This is a genomic window from Thermodesulfobacteriota bacterium (genome assembly GCA_034189135.1).
Taxonomy (GTDB): Bacteria; Desulfobacterota; Desulfobacteria; order Desulfobacterales; family JAUWMJ01; genus JAUWMJ01.
Map to the genome: position 1 here is coordinate 45,023 of JAXHVO010000062.1, position 19,923 is coordinate 64,945.

At 42.3% G+C, this 19,923-nt stretch carries 18 protein-coding genes; 11 read left to right on the plus strand and 7 right to left on the minus strand.

Annotation, left to right across the window (positions count from 1 at the left end):
* The first annotated feature begins 191 nt into the window (after positions 1-191).
* From SWH54_08545 to SWH54_08570, 6 genes are all read left to right on the plus strand, one after another.
* Positions 192-944 carry a GntR family transcriptional regulator gene (locus tag SWH54_08545; protein ID MDY6791301.1) on the plus strand — a complete coding sequence of 251 codons (753 nt, stop codon included), beginning with the start codon at positions 192-194 and terminating at the stop codon, positions 942-944.
* Between the two features lie 173 nt (positions 945-1,117).
* Positions 1,118-1,459, plus strand: coding sequence for a hypothetical protein (locus SWH54_08550; protein MDY6791302.1), 342 nt, complete (start codon positions 1,118-1,120; stop codon positions 1,457-1,459).
* Between the two features lie 43 nt (positions 1,460-1,502).
* Positions 1,503-2,600 carry an MBL fold metallo-hydrolase gene (locus SWH54_08555; protein ID MDY6791303.1) on the plus strand — a complete coding sequence of 366 codons (1,098 nt, stop codon included), beginning with the start codon at positions 1,503-1,505 and terminating at the stop codon, positions 2,598-2,600.
* Positions 2,601-2,977: 377 nt separating this feature from the next.
* Positions 2,978-4,201: a hypothetical protein gene (locus tag SWH54_08560; GenBank protein ID MDY6791304.1), complete on the plus strand. Its 1,224-nt coding sequence runs from the start codon at positions 2,978-2,980 to the stop codon at positions 4,199-4,201.
* A gap of 15 nt (positions 4,202-4,216) precedes the next feature.
* Entirely contained in the window at positions 4,217-4,489 is a 273-nt protein-coding gene (locus tag SWH54_08565; GenBank protein ID MDY6791305.1) for a hypothetical protein, read from the plus strand.
* Between the two features lie 40 nt (positions 4,490-4,529).
* Positions 4,530-5,453: a hypothetical protein gene (locus SWH54_08570; protein MDY6791306.1), complete on the plus strand. Its 924-nt coding sequence runs from the start codon at positions 4,530-4,532 to the stop codon at positions 5,451-5,453.
* Between the two features lie 8 nt (positions 5,454-5,461).
* On the opposite strand, the gene SWH54_08575 is transcribed toward SWH54_08570, so the two are convergent.
* The 4 genes from SWH54_08575 to SWH54_08590 form a co-directional block, all read right to left on the minus strand.
* Positions 5,462-6,706 (minus strand): acyl-CoA dehydrogenase family protein, encoded by a 1,245-nt coding sequence (locus tag SWH54_08575; protein ID MDY6791307.1) that lies wholly within the window; start codon positions 6,704-6,706, stop codon positions 5,462-5,464.
* A 212-nt stretch (positions 6,707-6,918) separates the two neighbouring features.
* Positions 6,919-8,241, minus strand: coding sequence for a tRNA (N(6)-L-threonylcarbamoyladenosine(37)-C(2))-methylthiotransferase MtaB (gene mtaB / locus SWH54_08580; protein MDY6791308.1), 1,323 nt, complete (start codon positions 8,239-8,241; stop codon positions 6,919-6,921).
* Entirely contained in the window at positions 8,234-9,277 is a 1,044-nt protein-coding gene (gene mnmA, locus SWH54_08585; GenBank protein MDY6791309.1) for a tRNA 2-thiouridine(34) synthase MnmA, read from the minus strand. Before mnmA ends, mtaB begins: the two co-directional genes overlap by 8 nt.
* Positions 9,274-9,702, minus strand: a complete 429-nt coding sequence (locus SWH54_08590) for an NIL domain-containing protein (GenBank protein ID MDY6791310.1) — start codon at positions 9,700-9,702, stop codon at positions 9,274-9,276. The genes mnmA and SWH54_08590 overlap by 4 nt, the downstream gene beginning before the upstream one ends.
* Before the next feature lie 325 nt (positions 9,703-10,027).
* Between SWH54_08590 and SWH54_08595 the strand changes: the two genes are divergently transcribed.
* From SWH54_08595 to SWH54_08605, 3 genes are all read left to right on the plus strand, one after another.
* Entirely contained in the window at positions 10,028-12,178 is a 2,151-nt protein-coding gene (locus SWH54_08595; protein MDY6791311.1) for an alpha/beta fold hydrolase, read from the plus strand.
* 147 nt (positions 12,179-12,325) lie between these two features.
* A complete protein-coding gene (locus SWH54_08600) occupies positions 12,326-12,739 on the plus strand; it encodes a DoxX family protein (protein ID MDY6791312.1) in 414 nt (137 codons plus the stop codon).
* Between the two features lie 25 nt (positions 12,740-12,764).
* The gene (locus tag SWH54_08605; protein ID MDY6791313.1) at positions 12,765-14,018 is read left to right on the plus strand and encodes a M48 family metallopeptidase; all 1,254 of its coding nucleotides are present in this window, start codon (positions 12,765-12,767) and stop codon (positions 14,016-14,018) included.
* 172 nt (positions 14,019-14,190) lie between these two features.
* Here SWH54_08605 and SWH54_08610 read toward each other — a convergent pair whose 3' ends face one another.
* Genes SWH54_08610 through SWH54_08620 form a run of 3 tightly spaced genes read right to left on the minus strand, consistent with a single transcriptional unit; the run spans position 14,191 to position 17,170 of the window.
* Positions 14,191-15,564 (minus strand): DUF3482 domain-containing protein, encoded by a 1,374-nt coding sequence (locus tag SWH54_08610; protein MDY6791314.1) that lies wholly within the window; start codon positions 15,562-15,564, stop codon positions 14,191-14,193.
* A complete protein-coding gene (locus tag SWH54_08615) occupies positions 15,557-16,927 on the minus strand; it encodes a DUF2868 domain-containing protein (GenBank protein MDY6791315.1) in 1,371 nt (456 codons plus the stop codon). Before SWH54_08615 ends, SWH54_08610 begins: the two co-directional genes overlap by 8 nt.
* A gap of 6 nt (positions 16,928-16,933) precedes the next feature.
* Positions 16,934-17,170 (minus strand): hypothetical protein, encoded by a 237-nt coding sequence (locus SWH54_08620; GenBank protein ID MDY6791316.1) that lies wholly within the window; start codon positions 17,168-17,170, stop codon positions 16,934-16,936.
* A gap of 331 nt (positions 17,171-17,501) precedes the next feature.
* Between SWH54_08620 and SWH54_08625 the strand changes: the two genes are divergently transcribed.
* Positions 17,502-18,872 (plus strand): MFS transporter, encoded by a 1,371-nt coding sequence (locus SWH54_08625; protein ID MDY6791317.1) that lies wholly within the window; start codon positions 17,502-17,504, stop codon positions 18,870-18,872.
* A 45-nt stretch (positions 18,873-18,917) separates the two neighbouring features.
* The gene (locus SWH54_08630; protein MDY6791318.1) at positions 18,918-19,865 is read left to right on the plus strand and encodes a calcium/sodium antiporter; all 948 of its coding nucleotides are present in this window, start codon (positions 18,918-18,920) and stop codon (positions 19,863-19,865) included.
* Positions 19,866-19,923 lie beyond the last annotated feature (58 nt).

A 19,923-nucleotide genomic window follows, 5' to 3' on the forward strand; every position in this document is an offset into this window, starting at 1 on the left:
CCTCTATTTTCCTCGATTCATTAAATTTAACCAAAAGAAATATATTTTTTAAAATTGGTACTTCCAAAACAGAAGATTAAAAAAAATAAATTATATTTATTTTTTTACTTGACATCAATATCTCGATTAATCTATTAATTGGTACTACCAAACCAGAATGAGATAGTCGCCTAAACTTGGTAATTTAACTTATGACCAAGGAACTTGAAACTATAAGAGGAATCATTGCTATTATCAACAGTGATGATTTCAAAAACGGCTTTCCTCTTCCCTCTGAGCGGAAACTGTCCAGCAAATTTAACGTCAGTCGCAATACTGTGAGAAACGCCCTGCGCAAACTCGAAGCACGGGGTATGGTGGATATTCGTAAAGGAAGCGGTTGCTTCGTACTGTGCAAAAACGGTTATTGTCAGGACTGGCTGGAAGACAAAGATGCGGATTCATCTGAGGAACTACAAAATTTGCTTGAAACCCGATATTTATTCGAACCTTTGACATTCTTTCTGTCAGCAAAAAGAATTACAAAAAAAAATATAGAAGAACTTGAAAAATGTCTGATCCGTTTGAGCCGGGCGATTATCGGGAGAGAAAAGGAAAACATCGCAGATGTAGACGCGGAATTTCGCAGAATTATTTTTTGCAGCAGTAAAAACAGGTTTTTAATTTTCACCATGAACCAGCTCAACAGCAATAATCACCTGTTTTTCAATAACTTTGATCAGTTAAGCGAATTTGAAAGAGATTCAATTTTTGCCGACTATGTTGATATTTTAAATGGATTAAAAAAAGAAGATGCGTTCTTTGTCAAAGAGAAGGTTGAAAAAAATATTCTTCGAATGTGTGAGCTGCTTGTTAAGTATGAAGATATTAAAATGCCGGAACTGATTGCCGATGCCATCAAAATGAATGAAAGCAACAGTGGACAGATCCTACTTTCTGGATAGAATCCGGTTTGCATGTCAACTTGACGCCAAATCAAAAGACATTGGTGCGCAAGCAGTAATGAGAGAAGATAAAGTCAAAAGTAGGTGTTGCGTTAAACATTGAACTTTTAGCGAAAGGAGGGAAAATTTTTAACAAGAGAAGGAAAAATTTATAAGAAAGGGGGAAAAATAAAATGAAGCGAAATATTTATTGGAGACTCATTCTTATCGGAGTTGTTTGCAGTGCCTTTTTACTGGGGGGTATATTGCTGCAGGGGTCGGACACAATCGCTGGGGAAAAAAAATCTGTCAAAAAGGAAAACCAGTTAAAAGCGTTCAAGGTTTTCAAGAAAAAGTGTCTCGGTTGTCATAATTCGGTTGCTGATCCGGAAAAACCGGGCCGGACCCGGGATGACTGGCACATGATCGTCAATATTATGCATGATTACGGGATGGATTTATCCGAGGCACAAAGTGAGCTGATCATCGATCTTCTCTATGACCTTCGCCGGGGCATTGAAAGAGAAGCCGGTTAAACGGTTTATTTGATAAACTTTAATTGGGAAAGGAGATTTTGCTATGAAAAGAAGAACCTTTTTAAAATCAATGGCTGCAACGGGGGTTGCCGCATCAATGACAGGAACAGGTGTTTTGACCCGTGAGGCCGAAGCACGCAAGAAGATCGATATCGGAGAAATTAAGGAACTTAAGATCGATGTGCTTACCGAAACGAGCTGGTTTGACAACGATCAGTTTAAAAAAGACATCATGGATTACGGCGGGGCAATGACCAACCAGTACACCATTCCCTGGAAGTGGGACAATGCCGGAGGGTATTCTGTTTTAATGACGGTGACCACACTTGAAGGAAAAAAAAGAAAATTTTTACTGGATACAGGCTGGAACAACGAATGGATGGACTATATCAATGAAAAGAACAACATCCCTCCCATGCTGAAAAGCGGTGAGATTGAATTCATGGTACTGTCCCACTGGCATCTGGATCACTACTGGGGGATTGAATCGACGTTGAAACATAAACCGGACATTCCTTTTTATGTTCCCAAGACCTATTATCCTGAAGATATGGCACTTTTAAAAGATAAGGCCCATCATAAAGCCAAGGATAAGGTGACCGGAAAAATGATGCATATTTGCAAGAATGATGTTCCCCATACCGGCAAACTGATCCTGTGCGATCCAAAAGGAGAAAAAGGGGAAGGTATTTACCGGCTGATGGATGGTGTGGCCATAAGGAATTTTGATGTGCCCATCCTGCTCAGGGTCAGGGGTGAAAATGTGCTTTATTTTAACGTCAAGGACAAAGGAATTGTCACGGTCACCGGCTGCTGCCATCCCGGCATTCTGTCCCTGTTTTCCTACGCCAGAAAGAATTTTAAGGGATATAAACCTTATGGTTGCTATGGTGGCTTGCATATCAGCCTGTTTGAAACCTGGGATCCAAAGTTTGACGATATCATTAAGGGTGTTAAAGCATTCAAGATTAAAAAGCTGGGATGCAACCACTGTACCGGGTGGATCTGGGCTGAAAAAGCCGCTCAGGCAGGTGTGCCGGTGGTTAAAGGAACCAATAAGTATAAAACCTATAAAAAGTATTCCACGGTTGCAAAGGCGAGCAATGTCTTTTTAACCAATGGAGATACGGTTACATTTTAAGAATCACTTCAAAAAAGGTTGAAGTGATCTTAAGGGGCCAAGGAGTCATGGATTCAAGGGAGATCGAGTGAAAATGATCGAAAAAGAAATGCATATAGACAATTTCCTGATCCTTGGAACCATTTTTTATAAAGACACACTTTGAGGATATCAAGGGTTAAGGGCAGGGAAAGCGTAGGTGCTTATGCAAACTGTATCTAGTCATTTGCATTCACCTGACCCCTTAATCCCTTGAATCCTCGAATCCTCTTTTCCAATTAAATTGGAGAAGAACCCATTTTAATAATTGAAAGGGGAGGCAAAGGAATATAAGGGAAAAGAATACGCGGCAAATGATTTCTTTTCCCTTTTTTTAATAAACTGGAGGGTTCGATATTATGGATGCAAGCACAGACACGGAAAAAAATTTTAATTATTTCTTTGGGCTGTTAAACCTAGCGGCAGTATTCTGTATTGTCTGGTTCCTGTGGTATATTTTTATGAATCCGAACACGGTGATGAAACTTTACACTCCGATGTATGGGTTTTCCCTGGTGGTGGTTTTTCTGTCCGGTATTATATTGATGACAAAGGTCATCGACTATTCTGTTTTTAAGGATCATCTTCCTGCACAGGATAACCTTATCTTAAGGGGAATTATATTGACCGTTGTTTCTTTTATTTTAATGCTTTTCATAAATTACTTTGTTTTCTGGGGGTTTTTAGGGAAATTCGGCATCGCCTATTTCAGTCCTGATTCCATCGTGGCGGGAGGAGGTATAGGGGCCGAACCTTTTTCAGCACGGGAAAACGCCTCTACCGCAGTCGTCTATTTCTTTACCGCTTTTTTATGGATCGCTTTGTTCTGGAGTGTGGGTTTTGGACGCTGGCCCTGGCAAAAAACAAGTTCAGGGGTGGTGGCATGGTCCAGGGTTTTCGGCATATCCTTTCTGGTCAGCATTATTTATGTGGTATTGTTCCACCCTCATATCTGTTATCTTTTCTATCCTGCGCAATCCAAAGCAGGAGTAGATCCGTGGTGGGCAGAGCTTGCCGGAACCGGAAGCGCCTTTTTCGGCCTGGGACTGGTGCTGTGTATCCTGTTCTGGATTATTGTCTCTGATCTGCATTGGGAAGGGTATCCCTGGAAGTTCCTGGAAAAAGATGGCGAGGGAACATTCGGAAAAGGATTTGTTACTTTTGTGACCACATTTCTTTTTGGAATGATCCTGCTTTTTATACTGATAAAAGTCATGAATGTCGTTTGGGATGAGGCTTTTGTGGGTGGTCAGTATACGGATGGTCCGGATTTTCGTTATATTCATGCAGGAGAAATCGCCGGCTTTTTTATTTTGGCTGTATTTATCCTGAAAAATTATTTTAACAATTTTCCCAATGCCGGCCCGCTCTGGCTAAAGGCTATTATTCGAACCATACTCGCTTTGGTGCTGGGATTGCTGATTTACTGGTTTTACTACTCTCCATTGGCAACCTTTTTTCTGGCAAAAGTGGAGGGTTTTGCCCAACCCGGTGACACCCCGCTGGTGTGGGGACTCTTATTCCTGAGCATCATCCTGGTACAGTTCGAATTTTTCGAAGGATGGCCATTAAAAAAAAGGTAAGAGCTAAAGAAAATAATGGTGGATAAAAGCAAGAGAGATTTCTGCACCCGGTATTTTCTTCGGCAAATCGGTGAAATTATCGAAGGATTTGAAGCCGGGGTTGAGGAAGCTAAGCAAAAGGAGGACTTTGACAATTTTTTTAAGTCGTATGAATCGAGCTACGCCTTGACCCTGGCTTATCCGGATGAAATTTTGCTGGAAACAGCCAAGAGCTATGGAATTGAAACCGAAGGACGGGGGAAAAATGAGATCGTAAAGGAACTGCTTAAAAAAAAGGGGGGATATTAAAATAGATTTTGAGAGCTTTTTTCGCAATAAAATAGACAATATGCTGGTCACCACTTCCTGGGTTGAAAAAGTCAAAGACTTGATCGGTCTTGAAGCGGTGAGCCAGGTCTGGGGAGATAAACCGGCATGGTATTTCTGGATTTCTCAAGCACCCGGCGTCTATTATATTCAACTGGAGGAAGGGTTTGATGATGATTGGGAAAGCGATGATCTGGCAACAGGAGTTTTTTCAATCAAATGCTATCCTTACACCCATGAAAAAGTTTTTCAGTCATTTTCTTTTGAAGAGCAGTCTTTTATCCAAAGTGATTTTTTTGATCATACCCACACACCTCTGTTTGAATACAAAGAAAACATACCCAAAACACTTTTTAATGTGGCCACTTTAGAATTGACGATGGATTCTAAAGACAATCTGGCACTCTTTACATTTGAAGGCCTTGATTCCATGCGTATCTGTTATAAGCAGGAAACGCTACAATCATATCCTGAAATCAAAAAGGAGAAGAAATATAAAGCAGGTGAGAAAGGCAGAGATGTTCCTGGATATGAACTCGGCTATCCGCTTTTTGACCGGCTTCTTTCTCTGTATTCTTTTTACAGTAAAATAAAGCCGGAAAGAGTGCTTCTAACACGCAGCCCGGGATTTGAATATATATATGGTTCAAACCATACATTTCAATGTGTGGATACGGACGATATCAGCATTAATATGCTAAATGTTCTATTTGCTGACAATAACGGCAAAAAGACAGTCAAGGGTGATAAAATAATTGAAAAACGACTCAAAGAGGGGCATCATAAAGCTGTTTTTGATCAAAAATTTCAATGCGGGCATCTTCACCATAATCAGAACCCTTTTGTGTTGACCCCTCCTTTAAATGATCAGTGGTGGGCTCTGGCTGATTCCGATTATAAATCGGAACTGGCATCCAGCTGTGGTTGTACACATGACCACCATTAAAACTATAACTACTCATACACCTTTTCGTCCAAGGCTCCCGCTTCCTGTGCGTCCGATTCCCAGTCTCTTGAAAATCCATCTTGCTTATTTTTAAAATATTCACGATACCATTCATTGGCGATGATCATGGACATGACCTCGTTGGTACCTGTCCATATGGAGGCTAGTCTAAGGTCCCGAACAATCCGTTCTATGGGAAAAATATTGGTATAACCGATGCCCCCCATGACCTGCATGGAGTGATGGGCGATTTTCTGACATGCTTCGGTGACAAATTTTTTAGTTTCAGAAACCATCCTTCTAATACGTTTGGGCTCTATACCGGCGTCCACCCCTCGGGCGGTGGTATAAATCATGGCGCGGGTGGCATCAAGCAGCATGGCGGCCTCGGCAATCTGGAAACTGACCCCCTGAAACTGATTAATTGTTTGGCCGAAAGCCTTTCGCCGGGTAGTGTAGGCGGTGGCAATCTCCAGGGCGGGTCTTGCCGCGCCGATGGTCATGGCTGCTGTTCCCAGGCGTTCCGGTATCATCATGGTATTAAACACGGCATAGGCCCTGTTGATTTGCCCCACCACATTTTTTTTCGGTACTTTGACATCTTTAAATACAATGCGGCCTGCGCTACCCCCCCGGCAGCCCATCAGGCCGTATAAATATTTGGTTTCCACCCCGGGGCCGCGATCCACAATAAAACAGGTGAGAGCCTTGTGAGGCTGGGCGTGGGGATCGGTTTTGGCATAAACAAGGAAGTAGTCCGCCCCTTCAGCGCCTACAATAAATCTTTTTTGACCGTTTAATAAGAAATAATCTCCCTTATTTTCAGCAAAAGTGGTGGTTCCGAAAAAATCAGAACCGCCCCTGGGTTCGGTGAGACATTCAGCAGCAAAGAGATCACCTTTTAAAAGGGGTTTGACATACTTTTCCTTCTGGACGTCGGTTCCGTGAAGAATAATTGCATCACAAACCAGTTCGGCACCCACGCCAAAAACACAGGCAAAAATATAACCCAGGGTGCCGACTTCTTCCATAACCATGCAGGTGGTTACCCAGTCCATATCTCTACCACCCCATTTTTGGGGGAAACGGCATCCCATCAGGTTTCTTTTTCCGGCTTCTTTTAGAAACTCTTTGGGAAACCGGATCAGGTCTTGGTCCATATCCAGAATCATCTTTTTTGGGACCCATTTGACGAGGTCCCTGACTTCTTCCCTTAATTTTAATTCTTTTTTGGATAGAAGGTAATCAAACATTATTTTCCCCCTTATTTCTCTAATTCGTTAATTCGATGACGTATTTTATATAGATTTCTTTGAACGTCCGGCCTTTCCCGCTAAGCGGGGCTTAACGGAAAGTAATAAAAAAATGATTCTTAGCGTTCTTTGCGTCTTGCGGTGAAAATAAAACATTATACGTAATCGTATTTAAAAATATATGTACTCAGTAAGTAATAAATCCGCTATATTTATCTATCAATTGTGCCAAACACTTGATTGCTGTCATTGACTTCGTCAATGGTAACATTAGCCATTGTATTTTTCAGTTTATCCTTACCATTAACCAATACCGGAATATAATTGGACGTGATTCCCTTTAAGAGGTTTTTCGATTTTTTCTGTTTACCCTCTATCAGGATATCAAGGGTTTGGCCTATAAATTTATGATAGAAAACATTCCTTTTAAGCTTTCCCAGCGTTCTCATCTCTTGACATCGTTCCTTGATAACGTTTGAGTCGACCCGGTCAGGATAAGAATAGGCGGGAGTCCCTTTTCGAGGGGAAAATGGAAATACATGAAGGTAGGAGACCGGCAACTGTTCAATTAAAGAGTAGGTATTCTCAAATGCCCGGTTTGATTCACCTGGAAAACCGATGAGCGTATCCACACCGATTGCACTGTCCGGCAACAGCTTATGAATTTTTTCCACCAGGTCAATGAAAAATGATCTCGAATAGGGCCGGTGCATTCTTTTTAAAATGAAATCATCGCCGCTTTGCAACGGGATATGAAAATGATGGCAGATTTTTCCCGGGCCTGTGCCGGATTGAGCGACAAGTTTGATGATATCCTCTGTGAGCTCAAAAGGTTCTATGGAGCTGAGCCGAATACGATCAATGGTGCATGAGTTGCGAATACGGTATAAAAGGTCAAGGAGACCCAATTTCCGTTGGCCGAGGTCCAAGCCATAATGACCGAGGTGAATGCCGGTAAGAACAACTTCGTGATAACCGGCCTGATGAATTTTTTTGATATTATCCAGTACCTGTTTTGGTTCAAGACTCCGGCTGGCTCCCCTTGCATAGGGAACGATGCAGTAGGTACAAAAGTCACTGCAGCCATCCTGTATTTTTAAGAAAGGTCTGGTGCGGTATCCTAAGCCGACCGATGGCATGGGATTAAAATGGTGTATTGTCTGTTTTAAATCAGGGGAGGGGAGAATATTTTCTTTTCCGCTAAGGATCATATCGGGAAGTTTGTGTTTGTCAAAATGGCCAATGACATGGTGGACTCCTTTGATTTTTTTAATTTCTTCAGGTTCGGTTTGAGCATAGCATCCTGTAACAATGATGCGTGCCCTGGGATGAGAGCGTATGGCCTGTCGTATGGCCTGTCTGGACTGCATGGATGCTTTCTGCGTGACGGTGCAGGTATTGATAATGCACAGATCCGCTATTTCTTTATCATGCAATATCACCCACTGTCCATCATCAGACAGCCTTTGGGCGATGGTTTCTGATTCGTACTGGTTGACCTTGCATCCCAATGTGGTGATGGTAAATTTAGGCATCTATCCATCCACCTCCAATCACCTCATCATCTTTATAAAATACAGCCCCCTGCCCGGGTGTCACTGCTGACTGGGGAATTTCAAAATTGATGGTAGCTGAAGTGCTACCATCAGGAATAAGTCTGGACCGGACTGCCTTATGACGGTATCTTAAACGGATATCTACATCTAATGGTGCGGGTGGTTTATCTGTAATCCAGTTGATTTTGCTGACCCGGCAACTTGATGAAAGGAGGTCTTTTTTTAATCCGACCACAAGCCGGTTATCATTTATATCCAATCTAACCACATAATAAGGTTCGGCAGCAGGACAGTTGATACCACGCCTCTGACCGATGGTAAAAAGATGAAGTCCATTATGCTTGCCCAGAATGTGGCCTTTCATATCTACAATATCCCCGGGTTTGGCTTTGAAGTTCTGTTGCTGCAAAAGAAAGTTTCCGTATTTATTATCTTTGATAAAGCATATGTCCTGGCTTTCTTTTTTTATTTGCGGACGAAGCCCTTTTTCCTGTGCCAGTTTTTTTACAGCTGATTTTGTCATTTTTCCCAATGGAAAGCATGCACGGGCCAGCTGCTTTTGAGTCATAAAAGCCAGAAAATAAGACTGATCTTTTTTTCTATCCATACCGCGAAACAGATGAAATTTGCCTTCACTGTCAGCCGATGTCCTGGCATAATGGCCGGTAGCAAGGCGAGATGCTCCCAGCTTACGGGCAAAGGTAAATAACGTGCCGAATTTTATGGAAGGATTACACACCAGGCATGGATTAGGGGTTTTCCCGGAAAGGTAAGTTTGGGTGAAATAATCAACAACCTTTAGTTTGAAGTCCGCACTTATATCTATGATTTTTACTGCAATTCCAAGCTGGTTTGCAATATCGGTAAACTTGTTATTATAAGAAGGAAAAGCTTTGGTTTCAAACCCGGAAAGAAAATGGATACCGATGACAGGGTGCCCCTGCTGTTTTAAAAGGTATGCTGCTGCAAGAGAATCGATGCCGCCGCTTAAGGCAATGGCTGTTATCTGCTTCATTCAAAAAAAGTCTGGGTTATCTGGCGAATTTCCATAGCCCGTGTGGGGCAGGCAGTTACGCAAAGTTCACATATACTGCATTTTTCTTGTTCGAACTTAACAGACATTTCCGGCCGTTCCACAGAAAGGGCACCTGTTGGACAAACAGCGGTACATGCGCCGCAATGGGTGCATTTTTTCTTGTCACGGCTGATTTCCTGGGACGCATTTTCAACATGTACACCCTTGTTCTTTAGATATTTTACTCCCTCTTTGAAGTTTTTTTTAGAGCCCGAGAGCTCTAGAACCATGACACCTTCTTTTCTTGGAAAAACCGTCGCGTTGAGAATATTAAAAATCAGGTCGTAATCTCTGGTCAGATAGCAAACGATCGGTTCCTGGACCTTTGTTTTGTCAAAGCGAAGAATAAGTATCTTTGAATACAAGGTAAACCTCCAGAAAATCCTTTATTTTTTATCATTAAAATATTATCATAAAGACAATTGAAAACACTGTCAACATTAACATGTACCCGATCAAGGGTAAATGCAATTTATAACTGTGAACCTGGCCACCTGTGAATTTTCTGTGTCTACTCATGTAGTCAGGCTGAAGCTATTTAGACTGAAGGCTGAAGAGGTCAGGGGTATGATTGCCGTACTTTGATGAATTATTTTTGTACCAAACATACCCTCTAAATGCGTTTTCCCCTGACAATCTTCAGCCTATCCGCCTCAATAGCTACAAGTTTCCAGCGGGGATGGTTTCAACATGAACCGTTTTGCCTATCGAACCACAGGACTTGCCATAAAAGCGCTCGCCGGCCTTTCAAAGGCAAAAATAAATGTGCATGGGACGGATCATATTCCCCACGGCTCCGTCATTTTTGTTATCAATCATTTTACCCGAATTGAAACCCTGCTGATGCCGTATTACATCTTTAAATTAACCAAAACCCCGGTATGGTCTCTGGCCGATTATGGGCTGTTTAAGGGCACGCTGGGCACCCTTCTTGATATGGTGGGTGCAGTTTCCACTAAAGATCCGGACAGGGATTTGCTGATCGTAAAAAGCCTCCTTACCGGAGAGTCTTCCTGGATCATTTTCCCCGAAGGCCGGATGGTGAAAAATAAAAAAATAGTAGAAAAGGGGCAATTTATGATCTCATATGCCGGTGGAAAGCACCCTCCCCATACCGGTGCCGCCACTCTGGCGCTGAGAACGGAATTTTACCGGCAGCGTCTGGCAACAATGAATGAAAAAGTTCCCGAGGAAGCAAAATATATAATGGAACTTTTTCAAATTGATTCCATTGAGCCGGTACTAGAAAAAAGTACCTATATTGTTCCCGTGAATTTGACTTATTACCCGATCCGAGTCCGGGAAAATATTTTGAGCAATCTTGCCGTTCAGTTGGTTGAAGATATCCCGGAAAGAGCGGTGGAAGAAATTATGGCTGAAGGCACCATGCTGCTTTCCGGGGTGGATGTGGACATACGATTCGGTAAACCTATTTCGATAAAAGAATGCGTTCAATCCAAAGCGATAAGCAGGGATATTTCAAAAAAACAAAGAATAAAATTTGATGATAAACTTCCTTCATTGCTGAGAATGCGGAAGGAAGCTTTAAGGATTATGCAGCGATATATGTCGTCGATTTACTCTTTAACCACAGTCAATCACGACCATCTTTTTGCTTCAATGCTCAGAATGACTCCCCGGAAAAAAATTAACCCGAAGAATTTGATGAGAAGAGTATTTCTTGCAGCATTATTTCTAAGAGACCAGACCGAATTCTATCTCCATAAAAGCTTGGAAGGGAATCAAACACATCTGCTTACAGACGATCGGTTGAACAAATTTTCCGATTTTCTCGAAATCGCCCTGGAAAAGAATATCGTGAAGAAAAAAGGAGATATTTTATTGAAGGACCGGTCGAGATTCTCTTCTCCTTACGATTTTCATCGTGCAAGAATAGACAACCCCATAGAAGTGATGGCCAATGCGGTCGAGCCGCTCATCATACTGCAACGCAAAGTTCGAAAGCTTGCCCGCCAGCCCGGATTCTGGATAAAACGCAAAGTGGCCGGGTATCTGATTAAAAAGGCAATCGATGAATATGAAACAGACTACAATGAATTTTATATAGAGGGGGAATCTAAAAATAAAGAGGTGGGAATGCCCCGTCTGGTTAAAGGGAGATCGAAGGATACGGGAGTTGTTCTCATCCATGGGTATATGGCCGCTCCACCCGAGGTAATAGGGCTTGCAGACTATCTTGGCCGAAAGGGATTATGGGTATATGTACCAAGGGTGAAAGGTCACGGGACTTCTCCTGAAGACCTGGCTGTTCGATCATATAAGAACTGGATTGAATCAGTTGATGACGGATATGCCATAATAGACAGCCTTTGTAAGCGTGTGGTGGTGGGGGGATTTTCCAACGGTGCCGGTTTGGCCCTTGAACTGGCGGCCAGAGTTAAAAATATTGAAGGTGTTTTTGCCGTTTGCCCCCCACTAAGGCTTCAAGATTTCTCATCAAAGTTCGCATCTGCGGTAGATGTGTGGAACAAGTTGATGAACAGGGTTCACCTGGATGACGCCAAAATGGAATTTGTGGAAAATAACCCGGAAAACCCTCATATAAATTATTTGCGCAATCCCATTTCCGGTGTAAGAGAACTTGTGCGTTTGATGGATTCAGTTGAGCCAAAATTGGCCGACATAAAAGTGCCTGCACTTATCGCACAATCCCAGGGAGATCCTGTGGTAGACCCGAAAGGCTCAAAGAGAATTTTTGAGCTTTTAGGTTCAAAAGACAAGGAATACATCCTTTTTAATTTTGAACGCCACGGCATATTATTGGGGGATGGGTCAAAAAGAGTGCATAAAGCCATATGGGACTTTATCAGGCACCTGTAACATATCAATTGCATTTGGGTTTGTGTTTTTTTATTGATTTACGGGTAGGATGCGGGTTAGGGGATACTGAGTGAGAGCTGCTCAATGTTGGGACATTTATTATGGATTATCCATAGTGAATACCAATGATAACAGTTGGAGGAATATATGTTTTATAATTCTCAGGAAAGAAAAATTAATTTTGGCCTGCTGGTGATGCGCGTGGGTTTGGCTGTCATTCTTTTAATCCATTCCATGCCCGGATTGATTGGCGGAGCTGCCTACTGGAAAAAAATAGGGACTGGCCTAAGCTTTATAAATATCGGCCTTCCTCCGGAAGCAATCGGCTTTATTATGATGCTTTTGGAGTCACTTGGTGCACTGAGTCTGTTGTTCGGCTATTTATTCAGGCCATTTTCCATTGTGCTGGCGATATTGTATTGTCTCTATTTCTTTAATTATTATAACATCGGTTACCGAACATTGATGTTGTATTCCTTAAGCCTGGCTTCGGTCTTTATCGGTTTTGTAAACACAGGGCCGGGGCGATATGCCATAGCGGTCAAACTGGAAAAAAAGTAATATAAAAAGGCCAAACTGAAATAGTATGAACTTTATCGCCGTGATCATTCTGGTAGTCATCTTTGCCGAATTTATATTAAATTTCATTGCTGAATTATTAAACCTGAGGATGTTGCGAAGCGAAATTCCCCATGCCTTTCAAGGCTGGTATGATGCCAATCGTTACAGTCAATCACAGGAATATCTTAAAACAAATACGCGATTTGGCTGGGTCGTTTCAGCCTTTGATTTGGTTGTTTTTCTTCTCTTCTGGTTTTTAAAAGGGTTTCCCCTGGTGGATGGTTGGGTACAGGCATATCATCAGGGGCCTGTGATCAGCGGAATGATTTTTATCGGTGCCCTGGTATTAATAAAGGCTGTTTTATCCCTGCCCTTTAGCATTTATTCGACATTTGTTATTGAAGAGCGCTTTGGTTTTAATAAAACCACCGGATCCACCTTTGTAAAGGACTTGGTAAAAGGATTGTTTTTGGCAGTCATTCTGGGAGGGCCTCTTGTTGCAGGGATTCTGGCCTTTTTTGAATATGCCGGTACAGGTGCCTGGCTGTATTGCTGGATAGCTGTTGCCCTGTACATGCTTGCAGTTCAGTATATTTCACCTACCTGGATTATGCCTCTTTTTAATAAATTCACTTTACTGGAAGAAGGCGAGCTCAAAAAGGCAATTTTCTCCTATGCGCGTTCGATAGACTTTCCTTTAGAAAATGTTTTTGTGATGGACGGGTCAAAACGTTCGGAAAAATCAAACGCTTTTTTTACCGGGTTTGGTAAACACAGGCGTATTGTTTTATTCGACACGCTGATAAAACAGCACAAAGTTTCAGAACTGGTAGCTGTTCTGGCCCATGAAATGGGACATTACAAGAAAAAACACATACAAAAGACGCTCATCATAGGGGTGGCGCAGATGGGAGTCATGTTTTTCCTGCTGTCGATGTTTATTTCTTATCAGGGACTGTTCGATGCTTTTTATATGGATAAAAAATCAATTTATGCCGGTTTGATCTTTTTTGGCTTATTATACTCTCCGGTGGAATTATTTACCGGTCTTTTGATGCAGATGTTTTCTCGGAAGAATGAATATGAGGCGGATAAGTTTTCAGTGGAAACCACCAAAGATCATACTTCAATGGTGAGTGCATTGAAAAAGCTTTCCGTTCACAACCTGTCGAATCTTTTGCCTCACTGGCTGTATGTATTTTTAAATTATTCCCACCCACCGGTTTTAAAACGGGTGGAAGCGATTGAGAATATAGCACCCACTATAGTCGAAACGTAATATCAAGAAAGATCGTGAATACTCAGGTGGATAGGCTGAAGACTGTTAGGAAAAAACGCATTTTGATACCACGCTTGGTGTAAAAATCACATTCCACCAAAGTACGGCAATCATACTCTTTTGATCCCTTCAGCCTTCAGTCTAAACATCTTCAACCTGACTACACGAGTAGTCACGAATACATTTCCTTTTCGATTTCTTTCACACAATACTTAAAAAGATCAATCAGGGAAACTTCAAAACGATTATTTGTCTGCGCATTCTCTATCAGGCGGGCAACACGATCTTTGAGCATCGGCCATATTTTATTAACGGCTTCTGATAAAAATATTGCCGGTTCTTCAAGTACCAGGATTCCTTTTCCCCGACCATGGTGTTCGGCCAAAAGATAAAGGGCCAGCAGCCGTTTAAAGATTTCCACCAGGGCATCATTTTTCCAGGAAACATCATCTTTGAATAGACGGTCAATCAGCTTTTTAACTGAGAAACCGCCAAGTCCTCCGATAAGACCGCCGAGCAGGGCGCCTCCGCCAAGGGAAAGCCCGCCGGCCATAATGTCAGCAGCCAGTCCAGAAAGGACACCTGAAAGAAATCCCGCCAGGAACCCAACCTCCTTTTCCGTGTAGGTGTTTCCAGTCAGGCCTGAAACTTGCTTAATATCGGCTTCGAACTGTGCCCGGCCTTCAGCCTCAATAAGCCAATGTTGTACCAGATGTGTAACATATGCATCGATTTGATTCTGCAGTTCGGATTCGAGTTTTCTAAAAACCTCTTCTGGCTCCTGGTTGTCGTCTAAAGAAAAACGCTGGTGAGAAGTATGAAGTACTACTTGGGCAGCAGCTCGGGCGCATGCCTCTAAAACCGTATCCTGTTGCTGCTGAAAAATATGAATCAGCCTTGACAGGCCTTTGGCCTTTTCCGGTTCGAGCAGAGGCAGAATCATGTTTAACAGTCGTAACTCCTGGTGCCAGCTTCGGGAGAAAGCATCCAGTACCGTTATATCCTTAAGGCATTTAAAATGACCAAATTGAGAAAAGTAGGCTTTTTCAAGGTTTTTAAGATCGATGACCGAAAATTGCAAAGAGGTATCGATCCTGTTTAAAACCATCACAACAGGCTTTTTTAAAGCATCAAGCAGTTTTAATTCATCATTGATATAACCGGCATCTTCAGGTTTTTCCTGGGCATTTACCTGATAGAGGACAACATCGCTTTGGGCACGGACATTTCTGGCAGCAGAAAAAGAGCAATACAGCGCCCGGTTAAATAGCTTGTCCACCACTTCATTCATGATCCATCCGATCCTGCCGTTTTCACGTTCAAGACGGGTCAATAACTTCCCTACATGTCCGAAACCTGGTGTATCCCAGAGCCATATGACATCATCTTTCCCCTCGAGATATACATGCCGTTCCGGTTCCACAGTCACATGGGGAGCGTCATCTATTTCTCCAATGTCTTGTCGAAGCAGCGTCCGGGCTAAAGTCGTTTTTCCGATATTGGTATGCGAAATGATGCTGATCAAAATTTCGGTTTTTTTACTCAACGATTTTTCTCCATAATGCGGCGGTAAGTTCTGAATCATTTTTACGGCCTGTTTTTTCCAGGTTGGCCCAAAAAAAGCGATCCAATCCGACATAATCATCAAGCAGGGTCTTCCAGAGCAAGAAACGGGAGTTTTGTTGTTTCCTGGTAAGTCTTGAATAATCCACAATCACGATGCAGGAGTTTAAACGCTGAAGAACCTTGTTTAAAAATTCGCCATGGACTTCGTTTTCAGGGGTTTGTGCGGCGTTAAAGCAAAACACCGGAATATTCTCCTGATTGAGTGATTGGGGAAGATTTCCTCCCCATGGGATATTTTCAACCACAAGTTTTTGCTGATATCCGTAAACCCTTTCAAGCGCTTCGTTTAACAGGTGTAGATTTTTATCATCCAGAGAATAACTGTACGTATAAAGGGCAAGTTTTGTTGGGCCTAAACGCCATTTATTATAGTAAGACTGGGTCAGGTCCGGTTCAACAGATCTGGATAGTTTCCTTATTGTAAGACCTGTATAAAAAAGGAGCAGAAACCTGGGAAGAAGAATATAAAAAACAGCCGATGCGGCGAAAAGATGTATCCATGCCGCGCCCATCGTTTCTTTTGGCAGGGTTTGTTGAGTGAATAGCAGGACAGGTGCAAAAATAACTTTACCAATGCTCATGACAATTGATTTGTCGAAGGTTGAAAACCAGGCAAACTGATATTGCTGAAAGAGGCCTCTTAAATAAAGGCCGGCCACCACACCACCTGAAAGGGAAATGGCCATACCATGTAGAATTAAGGAAAGTCGGGCAGTTGACAATACATAGGCCTGTTGTAACCATAGTCTAATAAAATAAATCCTGGCATTTCGTAACAGGTTGGATTTATTTGATTTGTTTGGGAAAAGCAGATTAAGTTTATCCTTTGTAATTCTACCAAAATTGATCAGTTGAAATGCCATTTTTGCAGGTGGAAGGATAGATTTTCGTAAGACGGTTTTCTTAAACAGCAATGCAAGGTAGATCGCAAGATTCCAAACAAGGAGAATCATTAAGGGGTTTAGCAGTATGTTGACCCTGTGGCCGGAACCGAGATAGTTTGCGCCTAAACCGATGAAAAAACTTACCAGCAAGATCACGCCCAACCTGCCAGGTTTGAAGTCATGGGGCATGTAATAGGAGGAGAAGTTAATATCATGGTGACGGCCGGCAATTTTTTCAAGACTGCGACTGAACCTGGTAAAGAAATCAGTATCTTTAAGGAAGGGCGCCATATTTTTTCGAACCGTTTCCAACAGGGAAGGAGAAAGGATAACATCTTTATGATCTGTTTCCCCAAGTGCCCTGAAAAATAATATTCTTCGTGCGTCCTTTTCCAGCATTGATCGCTATCCCGCCTTTGGTTCGCCTGTTAAAATCTGTTTAAAGCCTTTTAATGTACCTTTCCACCCAGTATCATCGCCTGCCATGATGGAGATAATAACGTTATCTTCCACACTGACTTCAAAAACAATCTCCTCTTCTCCAATCTTGAATACGGCTTCTCCCCATCTTTCAGCGGGAAAGCCGATTGCTTCACAATCATAATCCGTACGAATTTCTCCGGTCATACGTATTTCACTCATGGCGTTCCTCCAATTATTGTTCAGTTTCCATGTCTTGTTGCGTAACGTTTTGCAAAAGCCTCAATCCATTATGCAATATGTATACTCTGTATCAGAGAAGAGATTGGATTTGCAACCATCTGTTTTTAAATAGCAACTTAATCCTTGACGCATTGCATTAAACCACATATGCTGCAAAATGTCTATGATGTTGAAATCACTTAATATCATTGCTATCTATGGACGGGCTTTTTGCAGAGGTCTCTAAATATTTCATAATTTTTTCCATTATAATATTGTGAAACATACTGCTATTACTAAAAAAAAGTGGGTTATATTTTCACTTGTTGCTGTGGCGGTTTTTATGTCGACGCTTGATAGCAGCATTGTAAATATTGCTCTGCCTGCCATCATGAAAGATTTAAAGGTTCCGCTTACAACCGTTGAATGGATACCCATGATTTATTTGTTAACTGTATCGTCACTGCTGCTTTCTTTCGGACGGCTAAGCGATATAAAGGGACGTAGATGGGTGTATTGCCGGGGTTTTTTTATTTTTTCCATTGCATCTTTATTATGTGGTGTATCACCGGATGCCAAATGGCTGATTGCTGCTCGAGCCTTGCAGGGTATTGCTGCTGCAATGCTCATGGCTTGTTCCCCCGCGCTTGTCGTTGATGCCTTTCCGGCCTCTGAAAGGGGACGGGCACTGGGAATGGTGGGAACAGCAGTTGCTGCAGGATTAACTGCCGGTCCGCTACTTGGCGGCCTGATTATTGAATTTTTTTCATGGCGGGCAATATTTTTTATTAATATTCCCATTGGTATCGTATCTGCGATTTTAGCTTTTCAAATTCTTAGAGGGACAAAAGGTGAAATTGTTAGAAGAGAACCTTTTGACTGGAAAGGCGCAGGATTGCTGGCGTTCGGATTTAGCCTGTTTATTTATGTAATATATAGGGCGTATGACTGGGGATTTGTTTCTGCACCAACAGTTTTACTTTTATTGGCTTCAATTATTTCTCTGGTGTGGTTTTTCAAGATTGAAAAAGAATCGAATTATCCTATATTTCAAACGTCTCTGTTAAGCATTCGTATCTTTATTTTGCCGGTTATCTCAGCGGCCGTACTATTTATCAGTCTTTTTACTGTGGTCTTCCTGATGCCTTTTTATCTTGTTTATCCCTATGGGTTTTCTATTGATAAAGCAGGATATACCATGGTGATCCCTTTTGCATTTCTTTTTTTTATAAGTCCTTTGTCCGGTTACGTTTCAGACAGTATCGGATCACGCATACTTTGCACATTGGGGATGCTGCTGATGTCCATCGCGATGTTTATGTTGTCTAATCTAACACCCTCACATGCATTTATTTCGGTTGCCTTGCCCCTTGCCTTGGTGGGTATCGGTACCGGAATTTTTATATCACCAAACAATGCACTCATTATGAGTGCCACCGGTCAGGCTTACCGGGGGGTGGCATCCGGTAGTGTGGCCACATCGCGGAATATTGGTATGGTATTAGGAGTAGCGATGTCAGGGCTCATTTTTAACAGTATCTTTCATTCACTTAGCGGGGGACTTACCTTAAAGGTTTATAAACCGGAAATGGAAATGTTTTTTATGACTGCCTTTAAATGGGCAATGCGTGCCGGAGGAATAGTTGCCGCAATGGGTGTGATTGTTGCCTTTTTACGCGGGCCTGGGACAGGGCATAACTAGTATATGAGCTTTTCAAGTTGATTTTTCTTGAAGGATATATCGAATATGGTTTCTCATGTGATTTTTAACATCTTTATCTGTTTGTTGAGCATCGTTTTAATGTGGAGCGGTGCTAATTTTGTTGTAACCCATGCGTCGATTATCGCCCGGCGATTTAACATTTCGGAATTGGTTATCGGTCTGACAGTTGTGGCCATGGGGACTTCCGCTCCTGAACTTTTGGTAACCGCTACAGCTGCCTTTAAAGGTTACGCGGACATTGCAATGTCAAACATTGTAGGCTCCAACGTCTTTAATTTTGGGATTATTCTGGGGCTGATGGCGGTTATTAAACCCCTGCCAACAAATAAAACCATAATCTTTAGAGACGGGTTGATTCTATTTGGCGTCATTGTTTTCATTTTTCTTCTTCTTGTTTGGATGGATCTTGCATTGAACCGTGCAGCCGGTGGCCTTCTTCTTTTAATACTTCTTTTGTATATCACCTTTCTTCTTTTTAAGAGGAAGTCTATACCACTGTACACGGAAGCGCCTAATGTGATAATAAACTCCGCTTTTAAAAATTATATTTTACTGTTGCTGGGATTTGTTTTTTTAGGCTTTGGCGGAAATTTCATGGTCGAGTCAGCCACCAGCCTGGCTAAGGCAGCAGGAGTGAGTTCCTGGGTGATCGGCATGACCATTGTTGCAGGTGGCACATCCTTTCCGGAGTTGGTCACCTGCCTGGCCGCTTCAATTAAAGGCAGAAATCATATGCTTCTTGGCAACCTTATCGGGAGCGATATGTTCAACTTTGCCGGAGTGTTGGGCATTACGTGCATCATGCGGCCCATTCACGTATCTCCTTTGGCTTTACCCAGTTTTTATGCGCTTATAGCCATGATGGCAACGGTTCTTATTTTCATGCGTACCCGATGGCAGATAGGCCGGGTGGAAGGATTTTGTCTTATCCTGTTTGGTTTTGCCAGATGGCTGATTGACTTCTGCGGTTAAAATTTTCGCTTTCCTCGATTAAGGTCAGGGACCTTCAACTTTAACTCAAACGGATAAG